Annotated in this window: 14 protein-coding genes and 1 tRNA gene; 8 read left to right on the forward strand and 7 right to left on the reverse strand. The window is 72.1% G+C overall.

Annotation, left to right across the window (positions count from 1 at the left end):
* The first annotated feature begins 36 nt into the window (after positions 1-36).
* From IEZ24_RS16665 to IEZ24_RS16685, 5 genes are all read left to right on the forward strand, one after another.
* The gene (locus IEZ24_RS16665; RefSeq protein ID WP_129455751.1) at positions 37-624 is read left to right on the forward strand and encodes a TetR/AcrR family transcriptional regulator; all 588 of its coding nucleotides are present in this window, start codon (positions 37-39) and stop codon (positions 622-624) included.
* Entirely contained in the window at positions 624-2,357 is a 1,734-nt protein-coding gene (locus IEZ24_RS16670) for an ABC transporter ATP-binding protein (RefSeq protein WP_129455752.1), read from the forward strand. The genes IEZ24_RS16665 and IEZ24_RS16670 overlap by 1 nt, the downstream gene beginning before the upstream one ends.
* Before the next feature lie 2 nt (positions 2,358-2,359).
* Positions 2,360-4,351, forward strand: a complete 1,992-nt coding sequence (locus IEZ24_RS16675) for an ABC transporter ATP-binding protein (RefSeq protein WP_129455753.1) — start codon at positions 2,360-2,362, stop codon at positions 4,349-4,351.
* 373 nt (positions 4,352-4,724) lie between these two features.
* Positions 4,725-6,311 (forward strand): MDR family MFS transporter, encoded by a 1,587-nt coding sequence (locus IEZ24_RS16680; protein ID WP_318151929.1) that lies wholly within the window; start codon positions 4,725-4,727, stop codon positions 6,309-6,311.
* On the forward strand, positions 6,308-6,763 hold the full coding sequence (locus tag IEZ24_RS16685; RefSeq protein WP_129455754.1) for a MarR family winged helix-turn-helix transcriptional regulator: 456 nt from the start codon (positions 6,308-6,310) through the stop codon (positions 6,761-6,763). Before IEZ24_RS16680 ends, IEZ24_RS16685 begins: the two co-directional genes overlap by 4 nt.
* A 149-nt stretch (positions 6,764-6,912) precedes the next feature.
* Here IEZ24_RS16685 and IEZ24_RS16690 read toward each other — a convergent pair whose 3' ends face one another.
* The 3 genes from IEZ24_RS16690 to IEZ24_RS16700 are packed head-to-tail and all read right to left on the reverse strand — an operon-like array spanning position 6,913 to position 10,265.
* Positions 6,913-8,514, reverse strand: coding sequence for a glycoside hydrolase family 13 protein (locus IEZ24_RS16690; protein ID WP_129455755.1), 1,602 nt, complete (start codon positions 8,512-8,514; stop codon positions 6,913-6,915).
* Positions 8,515-8,562: 48 nt separating this feature from the next.
* Complete coding sequence (locus tag IEZ24_RS16695) at positions 8,563-9,489, reverse strand: hypothetical protein (protein WP_129455756.1); 927 nt, start codon at positions 9,487-9,489, stop codon at positions 8,563-8,565.
* Positions 9,486-10,265, reverse strand: coding sequence for a hypothetical protein (locus IEZ24_RS16700; RefSeq protein WP_207206855.1), 780 nt, complete (start codon positions 10,263-10,265; stop codon positions 9,486-9,488). Before IEZ24_RS16700 ends, IEZ24_RS16695 begins: the two co-directional genes overlap by 4 nt.
* Positions 10,266-10,327: 62 nt before the next feature.
* Between IEZ24_RS16700 and IEZ24_RS16705 the strand changes: the two genes are divergently transcribed.
* Positions 10,328-11,008 carry a metal-dependent transcriptional regulator gene (locus IEZ24_RS16705; protein WP_129455758.1) on the forward strand — a complete coding sequence of 227 codons (681 nt, stop codon included), beginning with the start codon at positions 10,328-10,330 and terminating at the stop codon, positions 11,006-11,008.
* On the opposite strand, the gene IEZ24_RS16710 is transcribed toward IEZ24_RS16705, so the two are convergent.
* Genes IEZ24_RS16710 through IEZ24_RS16720 form a run of 3 tightly spaced genes read right to left on the reverse strand, consistent with a single transcriptional unit; the run spans position 11,005 to position 13,991 of the window.
* A complete protein-coding gene (locus IEZ24_RS16710; RefSeq protein WP_129455759.1) occupies positions 11,005-11,826 on the reverse strand; it encodes a Sir2 family NAD-dependent protein deacetylase in 822 nt (273 codons plus the stop codon). The genes IEZ24_RS16705 and IEZ24_RS16710 overlap by 4 nt on opposite strands.
* Positions 11,823-12,089 (reverse strand): DUF2277 domain-containing protein, encoded by a 267-nt coding sequence (locus IEZ24_RS16715; RefSeq protein ID WP_129455760.1) that lies wholly within the window; start codon positions 12,087-12,089, stop codon positions 11,823-11,825. Before IEZ24_RS16715 ends, IEZ24_RS16710 begins: the two co-directional genes overlap by 4 nt.
* A 27-nt stretch (positions 12,090-12,116) precedes the next feature.
* Entirely contained in the window at positions 12,117-13,991 is a 1,875-nt protein-coding gene (locus tag IEZ24_RS16720; RefSeq protein ID WP_129455761.1) for a beta-propeller domain-containing protein, read from the reverse strand.
* Between the two features lie 52 nt (positions 13,992-14,043).
* Between IEZ24_RS16720 and IEZ24_RS16725 the strand changes: the two genes are divergently transcribed.
* Together IEZ24_RS16725 and IEZ24_RS16730 are read left to right on the forward strand one after the other, a co-directional pair.
* Positions 14,044-15,216 (forward strand): saccharopine dehydrogenase family protein, encoded by a 1,173-nt coding sequence (locus tag IEZ24_RS16725; RefSeq protein ID WP_129455762.1) that lies wholly within the window; start codon positions 14,044-14,046, stop codon positions 15,214-15,216.
* 44 nt (positions 15,217-15,260) lie between these two features.
* Positions 15,261-15,998 (forward strand): SDR family NAD(P)-dependent oxidoreductase, encoded by a 738-nt coding sequence (locus IEZ24_RS16730; protein WP_129455763.1) that lies wholly within the window; start codon positions 15,261-15,263, stop codon positions 15,996-15,998.
* Between the two features lie 32 nt (positions 15,999-16,030).
* Here IEZ24_RS16730 and IEZ24_RS16735 read toward each other — a convergent pair.
* Positions 16,031-16,106, reverse strand: a tRNA-Arg gene (locus IEZ24_RS16735).
* Between the last annotated feature and the right edge of the window lie 66 nt (positions 16,107-16,172).

Here is a 16,172-nt window from a genome sequence, read left to right on the forward strand (position 1 = left end):
TTGTGAGTGAGCGCTCACTCACTTACCCTTGGCCGGGTGACTCCCCGCGCCCGCCCGATGACCCCCGACGACCGGCGCGAGGCGCTGGTCGACGTCACCATCCCGCTGCTCCACGAGCACGGTCGCGCGGTCACCACCCGCCAGATCGCCGACGCGGCGTGTGTCGCGGAGGGCACGATCTTCCGGGTCTTCGAGTCCAAGGACGACCTGGTCACCGCTGCCGTCGAGAAGGCGCTCGACATGGAGCCGTTCCTCGCCGACCTCCAGTCGGTCGACCTCGACCAGCCGCTGCGGGAGCGGCTCACCGACCTCTGCTCGCGGCTGCAGGAGCGCTTCCGCGGGATCTTCGCTCTGATGACCGCGATGGGCATGGTCGGGCCCCCGAAGGCCCACCGCCACATGGAGGAGCGGCGACGACTCGTCGAGCAGGTCATGGTCGCGGTCGTCGAGCCCGACGCCGACCTCCTCACCTGCACCCCCGAGCAGCTCGTGCACATGCTCCGGATGCTGACGTTCTCCGGGACCCACCCGCACATCAGCGACGGGCACCTGCTGACCCCCGACCAGATCGTCGGGACGCTGCTCGACGGCGTGCTCAAGCCCACGGCCGGGAAGGAGTCCTGATGCTGCTCCGACTCGTCCGCACCTACCTCCGGCCGTACGCCGCGCCGCTCGCCGCCGTCGTCGCGCTGCAGTTCGTCGGCACCATGGCCGCGCTCTACCTGCCGAGCCTCAACGCCGACATCATCGACAACGGCGTCGTCACGGGCGACACCGGCTACATCGTGCGCCACGGCGGACTGATGCTCCTCGTCTCGCTGGTCCAGATCGTCTGCTCGATCGCCGCGGTGTGGTTCTCCGCGCGCAACGCGATGGGCTTCGGCCGCGACCTCCGGGCGGCGATCTTCCGCCGGGTCGGGTCCTTCTCGGCCCGCGAGGTGCAGCACTTCGGCGCCCCCTCGCTGATCACCCGCGAGACCAACGACGTCCAGCAGGTGCAGATGCTCGTGCTGATGGGCGGCACGCTGATGGTGTCGGCCCCGATCATGATGGTCGGCGGCATCATCATGGCCGCGCGCGAGGACGTCGGTCTGTCGTGGCTGGTCCTGGCGGTGGTGCCGGTCCTCGGCGTCTCGATCGGGCTGCTCGTGCGCCAGATGGTGCCGAGCTTCCGGCTCATGCAGGAGCGCATCGACGAGGTCAACCGGCTGCTGCGCGAGCAGATCACCGGCGTACGGGTGGTGCGGGCGTTCGTCCGGGAGGACCACGAGACCCGGCGGTTCGGCGATGCCAACGCCGAGCTGACCGACGTGGCGATCCGGGCCGGTCGCTGGCAGGCAGCGATGTTCCCGACGGTGATGATCGTGGCCAACGTCGCCACGGTCGGCGTGCTGTGGTTCGGCGGGCACCGCGTCGAGGACGGCCAGATGGAGGTCGGCGCCCTCACGGCCTACATCTCCTACCTGATGCAGATCGTGATGTCGGTGATGATGGCGATGTTCATGCTGATGATGGTGCCGCGAGCCTCGGTGTGCGCCGACCGGATCACCGAGGTGCTCGACACCGAGTCGTCGGTGCCGCCGCCCGTCGACCCCGTCACCGCGCTCCCCGAGCGGCTCACCCTCGAGCTCGACGGCGTGACGTACGCCTACCCCGGCGCCGACCAGCCGGTGCTGCGCGAGGTCTCGCTGGTCGCCGCGCCCGGCGAGACCGTGGCGATCGTCGGGTCCACCGGCGCCGGCAAGTCCACGCTGGTCAACCTGGTGCCGCGCCTCTTCGACGCGACCGCGGGAGCCGTACGCGTGGGCGGGGTCGACGTGCGCGACGTCGCCCCCGAGACGCTGTGGTCGGAGCTCGGACTGGTGCCGCAGAAGGCGTTCCTGTTCCGCGGGACCATCGCCGACAACCTGCGCTACGGCAAGCCCGACGCCACCGAGGATGAGATGTGGGCGGCGCTCGACGTCGCCCAGGCCCGGGACTTCGTCGAGGCGATGCCAGACGGTCTCGACTCCGAGGTCGCGCAGGGCGGGTCCAGCCTCAGCGGCGGGCAGCGCCAGCGGATGGCCATCGCTCGAGCGGTGATCCGCCGGCCGCGGATCTACCTCTTCGACGACTCCTTCTCCGCCCTCGACCTCACCACCGACGCGCGACTGCGCGCGGCGCTGCGGCCGGTGACGCGCGAGTCGGCGGTGGTCATCGTCGCGCAGCGCGTGGCGACCATCCGGCACGCGGACCGGATCGTGGTGATGGACGGCGGCACGGTCGTCGGCACCGGCACGCACGACGAGCTGCTCGAGACGTGCTCGACCTACCAGGAGATCGTCGGTTCCCAGCTGACCGCGGAGGAGGTGGCCTGACGATGAGCACCGACGCACCGGCCAAGCCCGGCACGCTGAAGGAGACCGAGCGCGTCCAGACGGGTCCCGGTGGCCCCGGCCGCGGCCCGATGGGCGGCGGCATGATCGGCCAGAAGGCCGACACGTTCTGGCCCTCGCTCAAGCGGCTCCTCGCGCGCCTGCACCCCGAGCGCCACAAGGCGTACGCCGTGCTGGTCCTCACCGTGCTCAGCGTCGCCGCCACAGCGGTCGGTCCCTGGATCCTGGGTCGCGCCACCGACCTCGTCTTCGCCGGCCTGATCGGCAAGGACGTCCTCGCGTCCGGGGCCACGCAGGAGCAGGCGGTCGAGGCGCTGCGCGCGCAGGGCGAGGACGACCGCGCCGACATGCTCGCCTCGATGGACCTGACCGACGGCGTCGACTTCTCCGCCGTCGCCGACGTGCTCCTCGTCGTGCTCGCGGTCTACGTCGTCGCGTCGCTGCTGGCGTGGGTCGGTGGCTGGCTGCTCAACGACGTCGTCCAGCACACGGTGCTGCGGATGCGCTCCGAGGTCGAGGACAAGGTCCACCGCCTCCCGCTGGGCTACTTCGACAAGCAGCCGCGCGGCGAGCTGCTGAGTCGCGTCACCAACGACATCGACAACATCAGCCAGACGCTCCAGCAGACGATGAGCCAGATGCTCAACTCGCTGCTCACGGTGCTCGCCGTGCTGGCGATGATGTTCTGGATCTCGCCGGTGCTGGCGATGGTGGCGCTGGTCTCGGTGCCGATCTCGATGTACGTCACGGGTGCGGTGATGAAGCGCTCGCAGGGGCTGTTCATCCAGCAGTGGCGGCGTACGGGCACACTCAACGCCCACATCGAGGAGACGTTCTCCGGGCACGCGATCGTCAAGGTCTTCGGCCGGCAGGCCGAGGCCGAGCGCGTGTTCGCGGAGCAGAACGACGAGCTCTACCGGGCGTCGTACGGCGCGCAGTTCGTCAGCGGGCTGATCATGCCGATCATGATGTTCGTCGGGAACCTCAACTACGTCGTCATCGCCGTCCTCGGCGGCCTCCGCGTCGCCAGCGGCACCATGTCGCTCGGTGACGTGCAGGCGTTCATCCAGTACTCCCGGCAGTTCACCCAGCCCCTCACGCAGGTCGCGTCGATGCTCAACCTGCTGCAGTCGGGCGTCGCCTCGGCCGAGCGGGTCTTCGAGCTGCTCGACGCCGAGGAGGAGACGCCGGAGGCGACCGGCCGTCCGGCGTCCGCCGCCGACGCCCGCGGCGAGGTCCGCTTCGAGGACGTGTCGTTCTCCTACGACCCCGAGCGGCCGCTCATCGAGCACCTCTCGCTGGTCGCCGAGCCCGGCCACACCGTCGCGATCGTCGGACCGACCGGCGCCGGCAAGACGACGATGGTCAACCTCGTGATGCGGTTCTACGACCCGCAGTCCGGGCGCATCCTGGTCGACGGCGTCGACATCGCCTCGGTCCCGCGCGCCGACCTGCGCGGCCGCATCGGGATGGTGCTCCAGGACACCTGGCTCTTCGCCGGGACGATCCGCGACAACATCGCCTACGGTCGCCCCGACGCCACCGAGGAGCAGGTCCTCGAGGCGGCGCGGGCGACCTTCGTCGACCGCTTCGTGCACTCGCTGCCCGACGGCTACGACACGATGATCGACGAGGACGGGTCGAACCTGTCCGCGGGCGAGCGCCAGCTCATCACGATCGCGCGGGCGTTCCTCAAGGACCCTGCGCTGCTGATCCTCGACGAGGCGACCTCCTCGGTCGACACCCGCACCGAGCTGCTGCTCCAGCACGCGATGGCCGCGCTCCGCTCGGACCGTACGTCCTTCGTGATCGCGCACCGGCTCTCCACGATCCGCGACGCGGACCTGATCCTCGTGATGGAGGACGGCTCGATCGTCGAGCAGGGCTCGCACGACGAGCTCCTCGTGGCCGACGGCGCCTACGCCCGGCTCTACCGCTCGCAGTTCGAGGCGGCGGTCGAGGACGTGGTGGCTTAATCCGTTGAGCGGCCCCACCCGCCGACGTACGGTGGTCTCACACAGAAGGGAGGTGATCCGGAGAATGATTTCTTTTCGGATGAGTGAGGTGGCTGCCCGCTAGGCAGCCCCGGTCCGCCGACAGCTGCCGGCGAATCCACTGCAGCCACCCGACCCGCAGGCCCCCGGTGTCATCCCCCGGGGCCCCTCCCAGAGGGGCAGCAGGCCTGCGGGTCGCTGCATGTCCGGGGGCTGGCCAGCGCGCCGTACGGGCTCCCGCGACCGCCAGGTGTGGCCCAGGTCTCGTCGCCGCCCGGTGGCCTCCACGCGCCATCGGGCATATGGTTGTGGAGAACAACTATTGCGCAACGCAACCACGACCAGAAGGAACGCAGTGACCCAGGCCCCCACCGTCGCCGCCGCCGAGCAGAGCGGTGAGATGAGCCACCGCGAGGTGCTCGAGGCCCTCAGCGGACTCCTCCTCGCGATGTTCGTCGCGATGCTCTCCAGCACGATCGTCAGCAACGCGCTGCCGACCATCGTCGACGACCTCGAGGGCAGCCAGACCGGCTACACCTGGGTGGTCGTCGCGACCATGCTCGCGATGACGGCGACGACGCCGATCTGGGGCAAGTTCGCCGACCTGTTCGACAAGTTGCTGCTCGTGCAGTCGGCGCTCGTGATCTTCTCGGTGGGCTCGCTCATCGCCGGCTTCGCGCCGTCGATGGAGGTGCTGATCGGCGCCCGTGTCGTGCAGGGCCTGGGGGTCGGCGGGCTCACCGCCCTCGTGCAGGTCGTGATCGCCACGATGGTCTCGCCGCGTGAGCGCGGTCGCTACAGCGGCTACATCGGCGCGGTGTTCGCCCTCGCCACGGTCAGCGGCCCGCTGGTCGGCGGCGTCCTGGTGGACACCGTGGGCTGGCGCTGGTGCTTCTTCGCCGGCCTGCCGGTCGCGGCGCTCGCCTTCGTGGTGCTGCAGAAGACGCTGCGCCTCCCGGTGGTCAGGCGCGAGGTCTCCATCGACTACCTCGGCGCCTTCCTGCTGGTCGGCGGCGTGTCGATCCTGCTGATCTGGGTGTCGCTCGGTGGGCAGGACTTCGACTGGATCTCGTGGACCAGCGGCCTGCTGGTCGTCGGCGCCGTCGCGGTCATCGCCGCCGCGATCCACGTCGAGGCCAACGTCGCCACGGACCCGGTCATCCCGCTGCGCCTGTTCAAGGACCGTACGCTCACGCTGGCCACCGTCGCGTCGGTGCTGATCGGCGTCGCGATGTTCGGCTCGACGGTCTACCTCAGCCTCTACTTCCAGCGGGCCAAGGACATGAGCCCCACCGAGGCCGGCCTGATGTCGATCTGCATGGTCGGCGGCCTCCTCGTCTCGAGCATCCTCAGCGGCCGGATCATCACCGCCACCGGACTCTGGAAGCGCTGGCTCGTCGGCGGCATGGTGCTCGTCATCGCCGGCATCGCGCTGCTCGCGACCATCGACGCCTCGACCTCGCTGTGGCACACGGGCGCCTACATGGCGGTGCTCGGCCTGGGCCTCGGCGCGACCATGCAGAACCTCGTCCTCGCCGTGCAGAACACGATCGCCCTCTCCGACATGGGTGCCGGGTCCTCGGTGGTGGCGTTCTTCCGCTCGCTCGGCGGGTCCATCGGCATCGCGGCCCTCGGCGCCGTGCTGGCCCACCAGGTCGCCGACGCCGTGGAGTCGGGGCTCGCCCGGCTGCTGGCCGCCCACCCGGAGCACGCCGGCTCCGTCGGGCACGACACCGGCAGCATCCCGGACGTCTCAGGCCTGCCCGCGCCGGTGCGCGCGATCTTCGAGAGCGCCTTCGGTGACGCGACCGGTCACATCTTCCTCGTCGCCCTGCCCTTCGCGGTGGGCGCGCTCGTCGCGGTGCTCTTCATCAGGGAAGTGCCCCTGCGCACCTCGGTCAAGCGCGAGGATGAGCTCATGGCGGAGGCTCCCCGGGGATGAGCGCAGGATCGACGACGAGGTACGACGACCTGCGCCGCATCGAGGCCGAGGTCGGGACGCTGATCCGCAGGGTGAAGCGCGTGATGGGCGAGCGGGCCCGCGAGGTCCACCCCGACCTGCACCCGATGACCTACTTCATCCTCACGCACCTGGCCAAGCAGGGGCCGATGCGCGCCGCCGACCTGTCCGACGCCTTCGGCATGGACAAGGGCGGCGTGAGCCGGCAGGTGCAGACGCTGGTCGACCTCGGCCTGGTCGAGCGCCGGCCGGCCGCCGAGGACCGCCGCGCGATCCTGCTCGACGCCAGCGAGGAGGGGCGTACGCGCCTCGAGACCGTGGCGCGCAGCCGCAGCGACCGCTTCGACCGGCGCCTCGGCGGCTGGAGCGACGACGAGCTGTCGGCGTTCGCCGCGCAGCTCGCGGCGTACAACCAGGCCCTCAGCGACGACTGATCGGCGTCCCCCGGCACACGCACGCCGCCTCCGGCGCCAGCGTCATGCAGACCTGCACCCATGGGTGCCGATCCGGATGACGCCGGGCCGGAGGCGGCGTCGGCGGGAGGATGTGCGCGCGCACGGAGCCGTACGCGTGCGGGCCGGCGTCAGCGCAGCCAGGCCGCCGTGTCGGCCGGCAGCTTGCCGTCGATCGGAGCGCTGGCCAGGAGCAGCTCGCCCTCGGGCAGCTCGACCGGGGCCGCGCCGCAGTTCAGCACGACCGTGAGCGGGCCGCGACGGAACGCGAGCACGTCCTCGCCGACGTTGAGGATCTCGACCTCGTCGCCCGCGGTCCACGCGAACTCGCGCCGCACCCGCAGCGCCTCACGGTAGAACTCCAGCGTCGACGACGGGTCGCCGGTCTGGGCCTCGACCGTCAGCGCCGCCCAGTCGTCCGGCTGGGGGATCCACGGCTGCCCGGTGCCCGGGCCGAAGCCGTACGGCGCCTCCGTGCCGCTCCACGGGATCGGCACGCGACAGCCGTCGCGGCCGACCTCGCCGGTGCGGAGGTAGGACGGGTCCTGCCGGTGCTCGGGCGCGACGTCGACCTGCTCGAGGCCGAGCTCCTCACCCTGGTAGAGGTAGCTGGAGCCGGGCAGGGCGAGCATGGCGAGCGTCGCGGCGCGACCACGGGCCAGGCCCTGCTCGCCACCGCCGTAGCGGGTGACGTGGCGCACGACGTCGTGGTTGCTCAGCACCCACGTGGGGGAGGCGCCGACGGGCTCGACGGCGGCCAGCGTGTCGGTGATGACCTTCTCGAAGGCCTCCGCGGTCCAGTCGGCGAGCAGCCAGGCGAAGTTGAAGGCCTGGTCGAGCTCGTCGGGACGGACGAAGGCGGCCATCGACTCGGCGGTCTGGGTCCACGCCTCGGCGACGGCCATCCGGTCGGGGCCGGCCTCGTCGAGGACCTTGTGCCAGGAGCGGTAGACCTCGTGGACCTCGGGCTGGTCCCACATCGGCTCGTCCTTGAGGTCGAGCGACACCATCGAGTGGTCGGTGTTGACCTGGCCCGACGACGCCCGCTCGCCCTCCTCGACGACCTGGTCGCGCAGGCTGGCCTCCTTGAACAGGCCGTGGGCCACGTCCACGCGGAAGCCGTCGACGCCTCGGTCGAGCCAGAACCGCAGCACGTCCTCGAACATCTCGTTGACCTCGGGGTTGCGCCAGTCGAGGTCGGGCTGGGTGGAGTCGAACAGGTGGAGGTACCACTGGCCGTCCTCGACCTGCGTCCACGCGGGGCCGCCGAAGACCGAGCCCCAGTTGTTGGGGGGCGTGCCCTCGGGCTCGCCCTCCGGGGAGTCGCGGAAGAGGTAGCGGGCGCGCTCGGGACTGCCGGGGCCGGCGGCCAGCGCGGCCTGGAACCACTCGTGCTGGTCGGAGGTGTGGTTGGGCACGAGGTCCACCACGACCCGCAGGCCGAGCTCGTGGGCGCGCGCGACCAGGTCGTCGGCGTCGGAGAGCTTGCCGAACAGCGGGTCGACGTCGCGGTAGTCCGCAACGTCGTAGCCGTGGTCGTGCTGCGGCGAGGTGTAGAACGGCGTGATCCACAGCGCGTCGACACCGAGGTCGGCGAGGTGGGGCAGGCGCGAGGTGATGCCGGGCAGGTCGCCGACGCCGTCGCCGTCGCTGTCGGCGAAGCTGCGCACGTAGACCTGGTACACGACGGCGTTGCGCCACCAGTAGGTCTTTGGATCGTTAAAATCTGGCATGCGCACTATCCTCTCAACACTCCCCGGGCCTCGGTCAAGATCGCGCGGTCATGTCGCGTAGCGCTCGAGCACCCGGAGGGCGGTGAGCGTCGCCCATCGCGAGCGGCTCGGGGGATCGGGCGGCACGTGCGTACGCCCCGGCCACGCGCGCGCCGTCCAGGTGCCGTCCCGTCGACGTCTGGCGAGCAGCGCCTCGAGCGCGGCCTCCATCCGCGGGTCAGGCGGCACGCCCGCTCCGGCGAGGCAGTCGAGCCCGCGGAGGATGTCGAAGTGCCACCGCGGGGGGTGGTGCGGCACCAGGAAGTCCTCCCGGATCACCTCGCCCGTCCGCTCGCTGCGGAACAGCTGGTGGCGCAGCACGAACTCCACCGCGGTGCCCTGTGCGGCGACGACCTCTTCCCGGCGGTGCCGGTGGCCGGCCGCGAGATAGCTCGTGAACCCCTCCAGGACCGAGACGGTGGTGTGCAGCGAGGAGTGGGCGAGGGGAGCGTGAGGAGGCCGGTGGCGGCAGTTGAAGCCGCCGTCGACGACCGTACGGGCCAGCAGGACGTCGACGAGCGAAGCCAGGTCCTCCTCGCGGGCGCCGAACCAGCTCGCGTAGCGGAGCCCCATGCCGTTGATGCAGGCGTCGCTGACGGCAGCGCGGTGACTCGGGTCGAGCCCGCCGTCGGGCCCCTTCTCGCGGGCCAGGACCAGGGCCGCCGACTCGACGGCGGCCGGCTGGTCCCCGGGCAGGCCGAGGTTGCACAGCTCGAGCAGGGTGTAGTGGGTGCTGGTCCACTTGGGCTGGTAGAAGCCGCGGCCCCAGTGGCCGTCCGACCTGCGGGCGGCGAGCAGGGCAGCCCCGTGGCCCTCGGTGGCGATGCGGGTCCGGAGGCCCGGGGCCGTGCGGTGCAGGAGGTCGCGCGTCGTCTGGTGGGCCACTGCCACGTCACCGGCGAGCAGCCACTCCACGACCTCCGCCCGCGCGGTCACCGCGGTGATCTCCCCCCGAACAGCGCCGGGTCGACCGCGATCCAGGTGTGCTCGGCGGCCGCGACGACCCGGCCCGCGGAGTCGTACAGCGTGGAGGCGGTGAAGGTCTTGCGCCCGTCCCGGCCGCGGCCCTCGCCGACCACGACGTGCGGCTCGCCGATCACGGGCAGGTCGTCGACACGAGCGGTCATCCGCCCGAGCACCATCAGCCGCTCGGTCAGGTCGCCCGCCCAGCCGCCGATGCAGTCCAGCGCCGCCCAGGTGACGGCCACCGAGGCGCGGGGATGCTCGTCGCCGTACGTGTGCCAGTCCTCGTGCAGGCTCGCGTGCGGGGTCCAGGTGGCCGCGATGCGCTCGTCGCCCGCGTCCACGGGTCCGGGGAAGATCCGCAGCCCGTCGCCGTCCTCGCGCGCCGTGCCGCAGGCGAAGCAGGTGGGGAAGGGGTGGAAGGTGTGCCCGGGGTACGACGCCTCCGCGGCTGCGGCCGCCGCGGGCTCGACCGGCGCGACCTCGGTGAGCGTACGGTCGACGCGCTTCGCGGTCGCGACGGGCGCCCCGCCGTACGACGCCGTGGTGACGCCTGCCTCGACGGTGACGGGCAGCGGGGTGTCGAGCGGCGGCGGTTGCCGGAGCGAGACCTCGATCGCGGGCCAGCCCCCGCACCGGTCCGCGGGCGCGTCGGCGTCGTCGAGCGCGGCCAGCGCGCCGGCCGTCCAGCCGCCGTTGCCGGAGTCGGGAGGTCCGCAGAAGCGTCGGGGCACGATCAGCTCGGTCACCGGCTCACTGTGCCACGGCACGCGTGCCCGGGGCAGTTGCGCCATGGGACACAATGACCCCCGTGAGCGACCTGATCGACACCACCGAGATGTACCTCCGCACGATCTACGAGCTCGTGGAGGAGGGCATCGTGCCGCTGCGTGCGCGCATCGCCGAGCGTCTGCACCAGTCGGGTCCCACGGTGTCGCAGACGGTGGCGCGGATGGAGCGGGACGGGCTGCTCACGGTCCAGGGCGACCGCCACCTGGAGCTCACCGAGGAGGGCCAGCGCCTCGCCACCCGCGTGATGCGCAAGCACCGGCTCGCCGAGCGGCTGCTCACCGACGTGATCGGTCTCGACTGGGAGCTCGTCCACGCCGAGGCGTGCCGGTGGGAGCACGTGATGTCCGAGACCGTCGAGCGCCGGCTGCTCGAGCTGCTCGACCACCCGACGGAGTCGCCCTACGGCAACCCGATCCCGGGCCTCGACGAGCTCGGCGACCAGGCCGGCGAGGACTTCATGGACAACGTGGAGCCGCTGTCGGCCGCCGCGGGCGCGGAGGACCAGCGCGTCCACGTCAAGCGGATCTCCGAGGAGATGCAGAAGGACGAGGAGCTGATGGGCCTGCTGCGCCGCGTGGGCGCCCTGCCCGGCAAGACCGTCACCATCGCGCGCACCGAGGAGGGCATCCTCATCGGCTCCGGCGGCGAGACCGCCGAGCTGGTGGTCGAGGCGGCCGAGCACATCTTCGTACGCCGCTAGGCGGCGCGGGCGGCGAGCTCGCCCAGGAACTCGCTGCACCCGACCTCGAGCTTGTACGCCGCCAGCTGGTCGCCGCGCGTCAGCCCGCGGTTCACGATGACGATCGGCGTGCCTCCCGAGGCCGCCCGCTTCACGAACCGCAGGCCGCTCATCACCGTGAGCGACGAGCCGGCGACGAGCAGGGCGCCGTCCGTGCCCAGGGCCTCGACCGCGGCGTAGCAGCGAGCGACGCGGTCGGCCGGCACGTTCTCGCCGAAGAACACCACGTCCGGCTTGAGCGGACCGCCGCACGGGCACCGGGGCACCACGAAGTCGTCGGTGTCGTCGAGGTCGACGTCGCCGTCGGGGCGGGACTCCACCCAGCCGTGCCGCGCGAGCCAGCCGGGGTTGAGCGCGTCGAGCTCGCTCGCGAGCGCGGCCCGCGACGACGTCGTGCGGCACGACAGGCAGACCACGTCGGCGACCCGGCCGTGCAGCGCGACGAGCCTCCGCGACCCGGCGGCCTCGTGCAGGCCGTCGACGTTCTGGGTGATGAGGAGCCCGGGATCGAGGGCCGCGAGCGCGCGGTGGCCGTCGTTGGGGAGTGCCCGCCCCATCCGCTGCCACCCGAGGTGGCTCCGCGCCCAGTAGCGCTGCTGCGCCTGGGGCGTTGCGACGAACTCCTGGTAGGTCATCGGCGCCCGCGCGGGCGAGCCCGGCCCGCGGTAGTCGGGGATCCCGGAGTCGGTGGAGAGCCCCGCCCCCGTCAGCACGACCAGCGGCCGGGTGGCCAGCAGGTCGAGGGCCTCCTCGACCGACCGGTCCGCGAGGAGGGTCACGCGTACCGCGCCTGCGCGCGGGCCCTGGCCTTGGCCGCCTCCACCTCACGGTTCTTCGGCGGAGCGGTGGTCACGAGGTCGTCGAGCAGGTGCTCGGTGATGTGTGCGATCTCCTTCACCGCGGCGTAGAACACCTCCTCGTTGGCCTGCGACGGCTTGGTCGTCCCGGCCACCTTGCGGACGTACTGCAGGGCGGCCGCGGTGACCTCGTCACGGCTGGCGGGAGGGTCGAAGTTGTTCAGCGGGCGGATGTTCCGGCACATGGCATCGAGGATACGTCGGTGCGGAGCTCAGCCGGCGAGCTCGAAGAAGGACACGTCGTCGCCCGTCACCAGCACCACCCTGCCCGACGCGAGCGGCACGAGGCGTACGTCGGCCACGTCGCTGCCGTGCTCGACCTCCACCATCCGGTTGGCCATCGAGCCGTCCGCGAGCGAGAGCACCGAGACCCAGCCGGTGGTGCCGGTCCAGCCCTCGGAGACGACCGTCAGCGCGACCCGCTGCTCCGGCAGCCAGGTGAACTGGCGCGGGTCGAGGCCGGCGCCGGCCTGCGTGTTCTTCGCGTAGCGCACCACGTCGAGCTGGCGCGGGTCGGTCAGGTCGGTGACGTCGAAGAGCGCGGCCTGGGCGCCGCGTGTCACGCCCTGAGGCGACGCGTCCTGGCCCATCCCGATCAGGCGGTGCTCGCCGAGGGGGTGGAGGTACTCGGAGAACCCGGGGATCTTCAGCTCGCCGAGCAGCACCGGCGCGGCCGGGTCGGTCAGGTCGATGGCGTAGAGCGGGTCGGTCTGCCGGAAGGTCACCACGATCGCGAGGTCGTCGAACCACCGCACGGACTTGATCTGCTCGTCGACCCCGAGCCGGTCGACGCGACCGTCCGCGACGAGCTCCGACCCGTCCTCGCGCAGCGTCAGCACCGAGTTGAAGTTGCCCGTCTCGCTGCTCGGTCCGACCGCGACGCGCAGGGAGCCGCCGACGGCGTCCATCGACCAGCGGTCGGCGATGGTGCCCTCGACCTCCCCCGAGGCGACGTACGTCGTCTCCGCCCCGTCGAGCGCGAAGGCGAACAGCGGCGTGGTGCCGCTCGACGACGGCCAGGTCGTCCGGCAGTCCATGCAGTCGATCCAGCCCCACTGGGGCCCTGCCGCCGCGAGGTAGAACCGGTCGGTCGAGAAGTAGGAGAGGTCCGAGTCGATGGCCACTGCGGTCGTCGTCCGGGCAGTCGGGTCGGCCGGGTCGACGGCGAGGACGGTGGTGGTGCCGAGGGCGATCTCGTCGTCGTCGGGGATCGCGACGTCCGCGCAGTCGACCAGCGGTGTGCCGTCGACCGTCGGCAGCCAGTCGGCGAGCGTCGTCTCGCGCACGAGCGCGCGGTTGCGCAGTCGCGCGCGCAGCTGGCCGAAGGCGCCGTCGGGGAAGGAGAAGTCGAGCTCGGGCAGGCCGTTCTGGAGCACCACCCGCACCACGTCGCCGTGCAGCCGTACGGCGGACGCGCGGCCGCGGATCGTGGTCGCGTCGACGACCGTGGGCGAGGTGGGGTCGGCGAGGTCGACGGTCGTGACCGTGCTGCTCAGGCCGTCGTCGGAGGTCCCGACGACGACCGCCCGGCCGTCGACGAGGACGAGCTCGCCGCCCGGGTCGCCGACCCACGCGGACGTGCCGCGGGCGTCGTCGATCCGGGTCGAGGACAGCAGCCGGGGCTCGGCGCCCGCCACGTCGTACGCCAGCAGCTCGCCGTCGCGCAGCCGCAGCAGCAGGCTGCCGGCCACCTTCACCACGTCGGACTCGTCGACGCCGACCTCCTGGACGTTGGTGCCCGACTCGTTGCTCGTCGTTCGTGAGGTGCTGACGCCGCCGCGGGGGTTCACCGGCGCCCCGGCGTCCTCCGAGGCGCCGGCGGAGTCGCCGCCCTCCATCACGCCGAGGTCGACCGCGCCGCCACCCCAGCCGTACGGCCCGACCAGCTCCAGCGCGCGCTCGACGTACGAGGCGAGCAGGTCGTCGCAGTCGGCCGCGACGCCGAGGTCGGCGTTGGCGAGCGCGATCGGCGGAGCGGACGGCCCGCCCGGCGAGCCCGGCTCGCTGCCGAGGGCGTAGCCGACGCCGACGGCGGCGGCGAGGCTGGCGCCGACGATGATGCCCGTGATGATCCTGCGCGCTCGCATGGCAGTGGGACGGGGCGGTCGGGGCCGTGGTTCCGCGTGGCACGATGGCGCGATGAGCGACCGCCACCCCGACCGTGACCTCGACCTCGTGCTCTTCGGCGCCACGGGCTTCACCGGCGGCCTCACCGCCGACTACCTCGCCGCCCACGCGCCGGCCGGGCTGAGGTGGGCGATCGCCGGGCGCAACGCCGACAAGCTCGAGGCCGTGCGCCGCCGCCTCGCCGACCAGGGAGCCGCGGACGTCGAGGTGCTGGTCGCCGACTCCTCCGACGCGGCCGCGCTGTCCGACGTCGCCCGTCGTACGCGGGTCGTCGCCACCACGATCGGCCCCTACCTCGAGCACGGCGGCCCGCTCGTCGCCGCGTGCGCCGAGGCCGGCACCGACTACCTCGACCTCACCGGCGAGCCGGAGTTCGTCGACCGGATGTTCCTCGAGCACCACCAGACGGCGCTCCGCACGGGCGCCCGGCTGGTCCACGCGTGCGGCTTCGACTCGATCCCGCACGACCTCGGCGCGTACTTCACCGTCCGCCAGCTGCCGTCCGACCAGCCGATCACCCTGCGCGGCGTCGTCCGCTCCGGCGGCACGTTCTCCGGCGGCACGTTCCACTCCGCGGTCAACCAGTTCTCCCGGGCCAGGGAGATGAAGAAGACGTACGCCGCCCGCCGCCGCGCCGAGGTGCGGCCCGAGGGGCGCTCGTCCCGCTCCGTCAGCGGGAGGCCGCACCGCGACCCCGTGCTCGGCTACTGGCTGCTGCCGCTGCCGACCATCGACCCGATCGTCGTCGCCCGCAGCGGCGCGGCGCTGGAGGCGTACGGCCCGAAGTTCCGCTACTCCCACTGGGCCGGCACCAAGACGCTGCGCTACGCCGCGGGCGGCGCCATCGGGATGGGTGCGCTGACCCTCGCCTCGCAGGTCAAGCCGCTGCGCGACCTCCTGCTGTCCAAGGTGCCGCAGGGCTCGGGACCCGACCCGGCCAAGCGGGAGAAGTCGTGGTTCACCGTCGACTTCGTGGGCGAGGCCAAGGGCAGCACCATCCGTACGCGCGTCTCCGGCGGCGACCCGGGCTACACCGAGACCGCCAAGATGCTCTCCGAGGCCGCGCTGTGCCTCGCGCTCGACGACAACCCGGAGACCGCCGGACAGGTCACGCCCGTCCAGGCGATGGGTGACGCGCTGATCGTGCGGCTGCAGGCGGCCGGGATGCGGTTCGAGACCCTCTGAGGGTCGGACGTAGGCAGCGTGCACCGCGCGCGAGACTGCACCACATGAGCCTCGTCCTCGTCACCGGCGCCTCGACCGGCCTCGGACTCGCGACCGTTCGGGCGCTGGTGGCCGCCGGTCACGACGTCGTGCTGCACGCCCGCAGCGCCGATCGGGTCGAGGACCCGGCCGTTCTCGCCTCCGTCGCCGGAGCGGCGTACGCCGACCTCTCCGACCTCGACGCGACCGTCGCGCTCGCCGGAGAGCTGGACCGGTTCGGCCGGTTCGACGCCGTCGTCCACAACGCCGGGACGATGGACCGGTCGCTCGCGACCGCCGTCAACGTCGTGGCGCCGTACGTCCTGACGGCGTCGATGCGACCGGCCGGCCGGTCGATCGTGCTGAGCAGCGGCATGCACCGGTCGGGCACCACCGACCTGGCTCGGGGTGGGAGCTACTCGGACAGCAAGCTGTGGGTCACGACGTTCGTGATGGCGCTCGCCCGGCTCCGCCCCTCGACGTCGTCTCACGCGGTCGATCCGGGGTGGGTCCCCACGCGCATGGGCGGAGCCGGCGCACCCGACGACCTGGACGAGGGTCATCGCACCCAGGTCTGGCTCGCGAGTGCGCCCGACGAGGAGATCGACCCGCGTACCGCTGGCTACTGGCACCACGGCGCACCGCACGAGCCCCACCGGGCGACGCGGGACCCCGACTTCCAGGAGAAGGTCCTCGCGCACCTGGCGACGTCCACGGGCCTGCTGATCGAGGCCGACGCGAGTGTCACCGATCAACCGGAGTAGCTGTCACCCGTCAGGCGAAGCCACACACTGGCTGGTGCCCCAGGCAAGAGTCGAACTTGCGACCTTTCGCTTAGGAGGCGGCTGCTCTATCCACTGAGCTACTGGGGCGTTGCCACGTCACCGCGAGGTGCTGCAGCGGGCAGCATCCTGCCACGACGTCGTCCGCCGCCGCCC

The organism is Nocardioides ganghwensis, assembly GCF_014779655.1.
Classification (GTDB): domain Bacteria; phylum Actinomycetota; class Actinomycetes; order Propionibacteriales; family Nocardioidaceae; genus Nocardioides; species Nocardioides ganghwensis.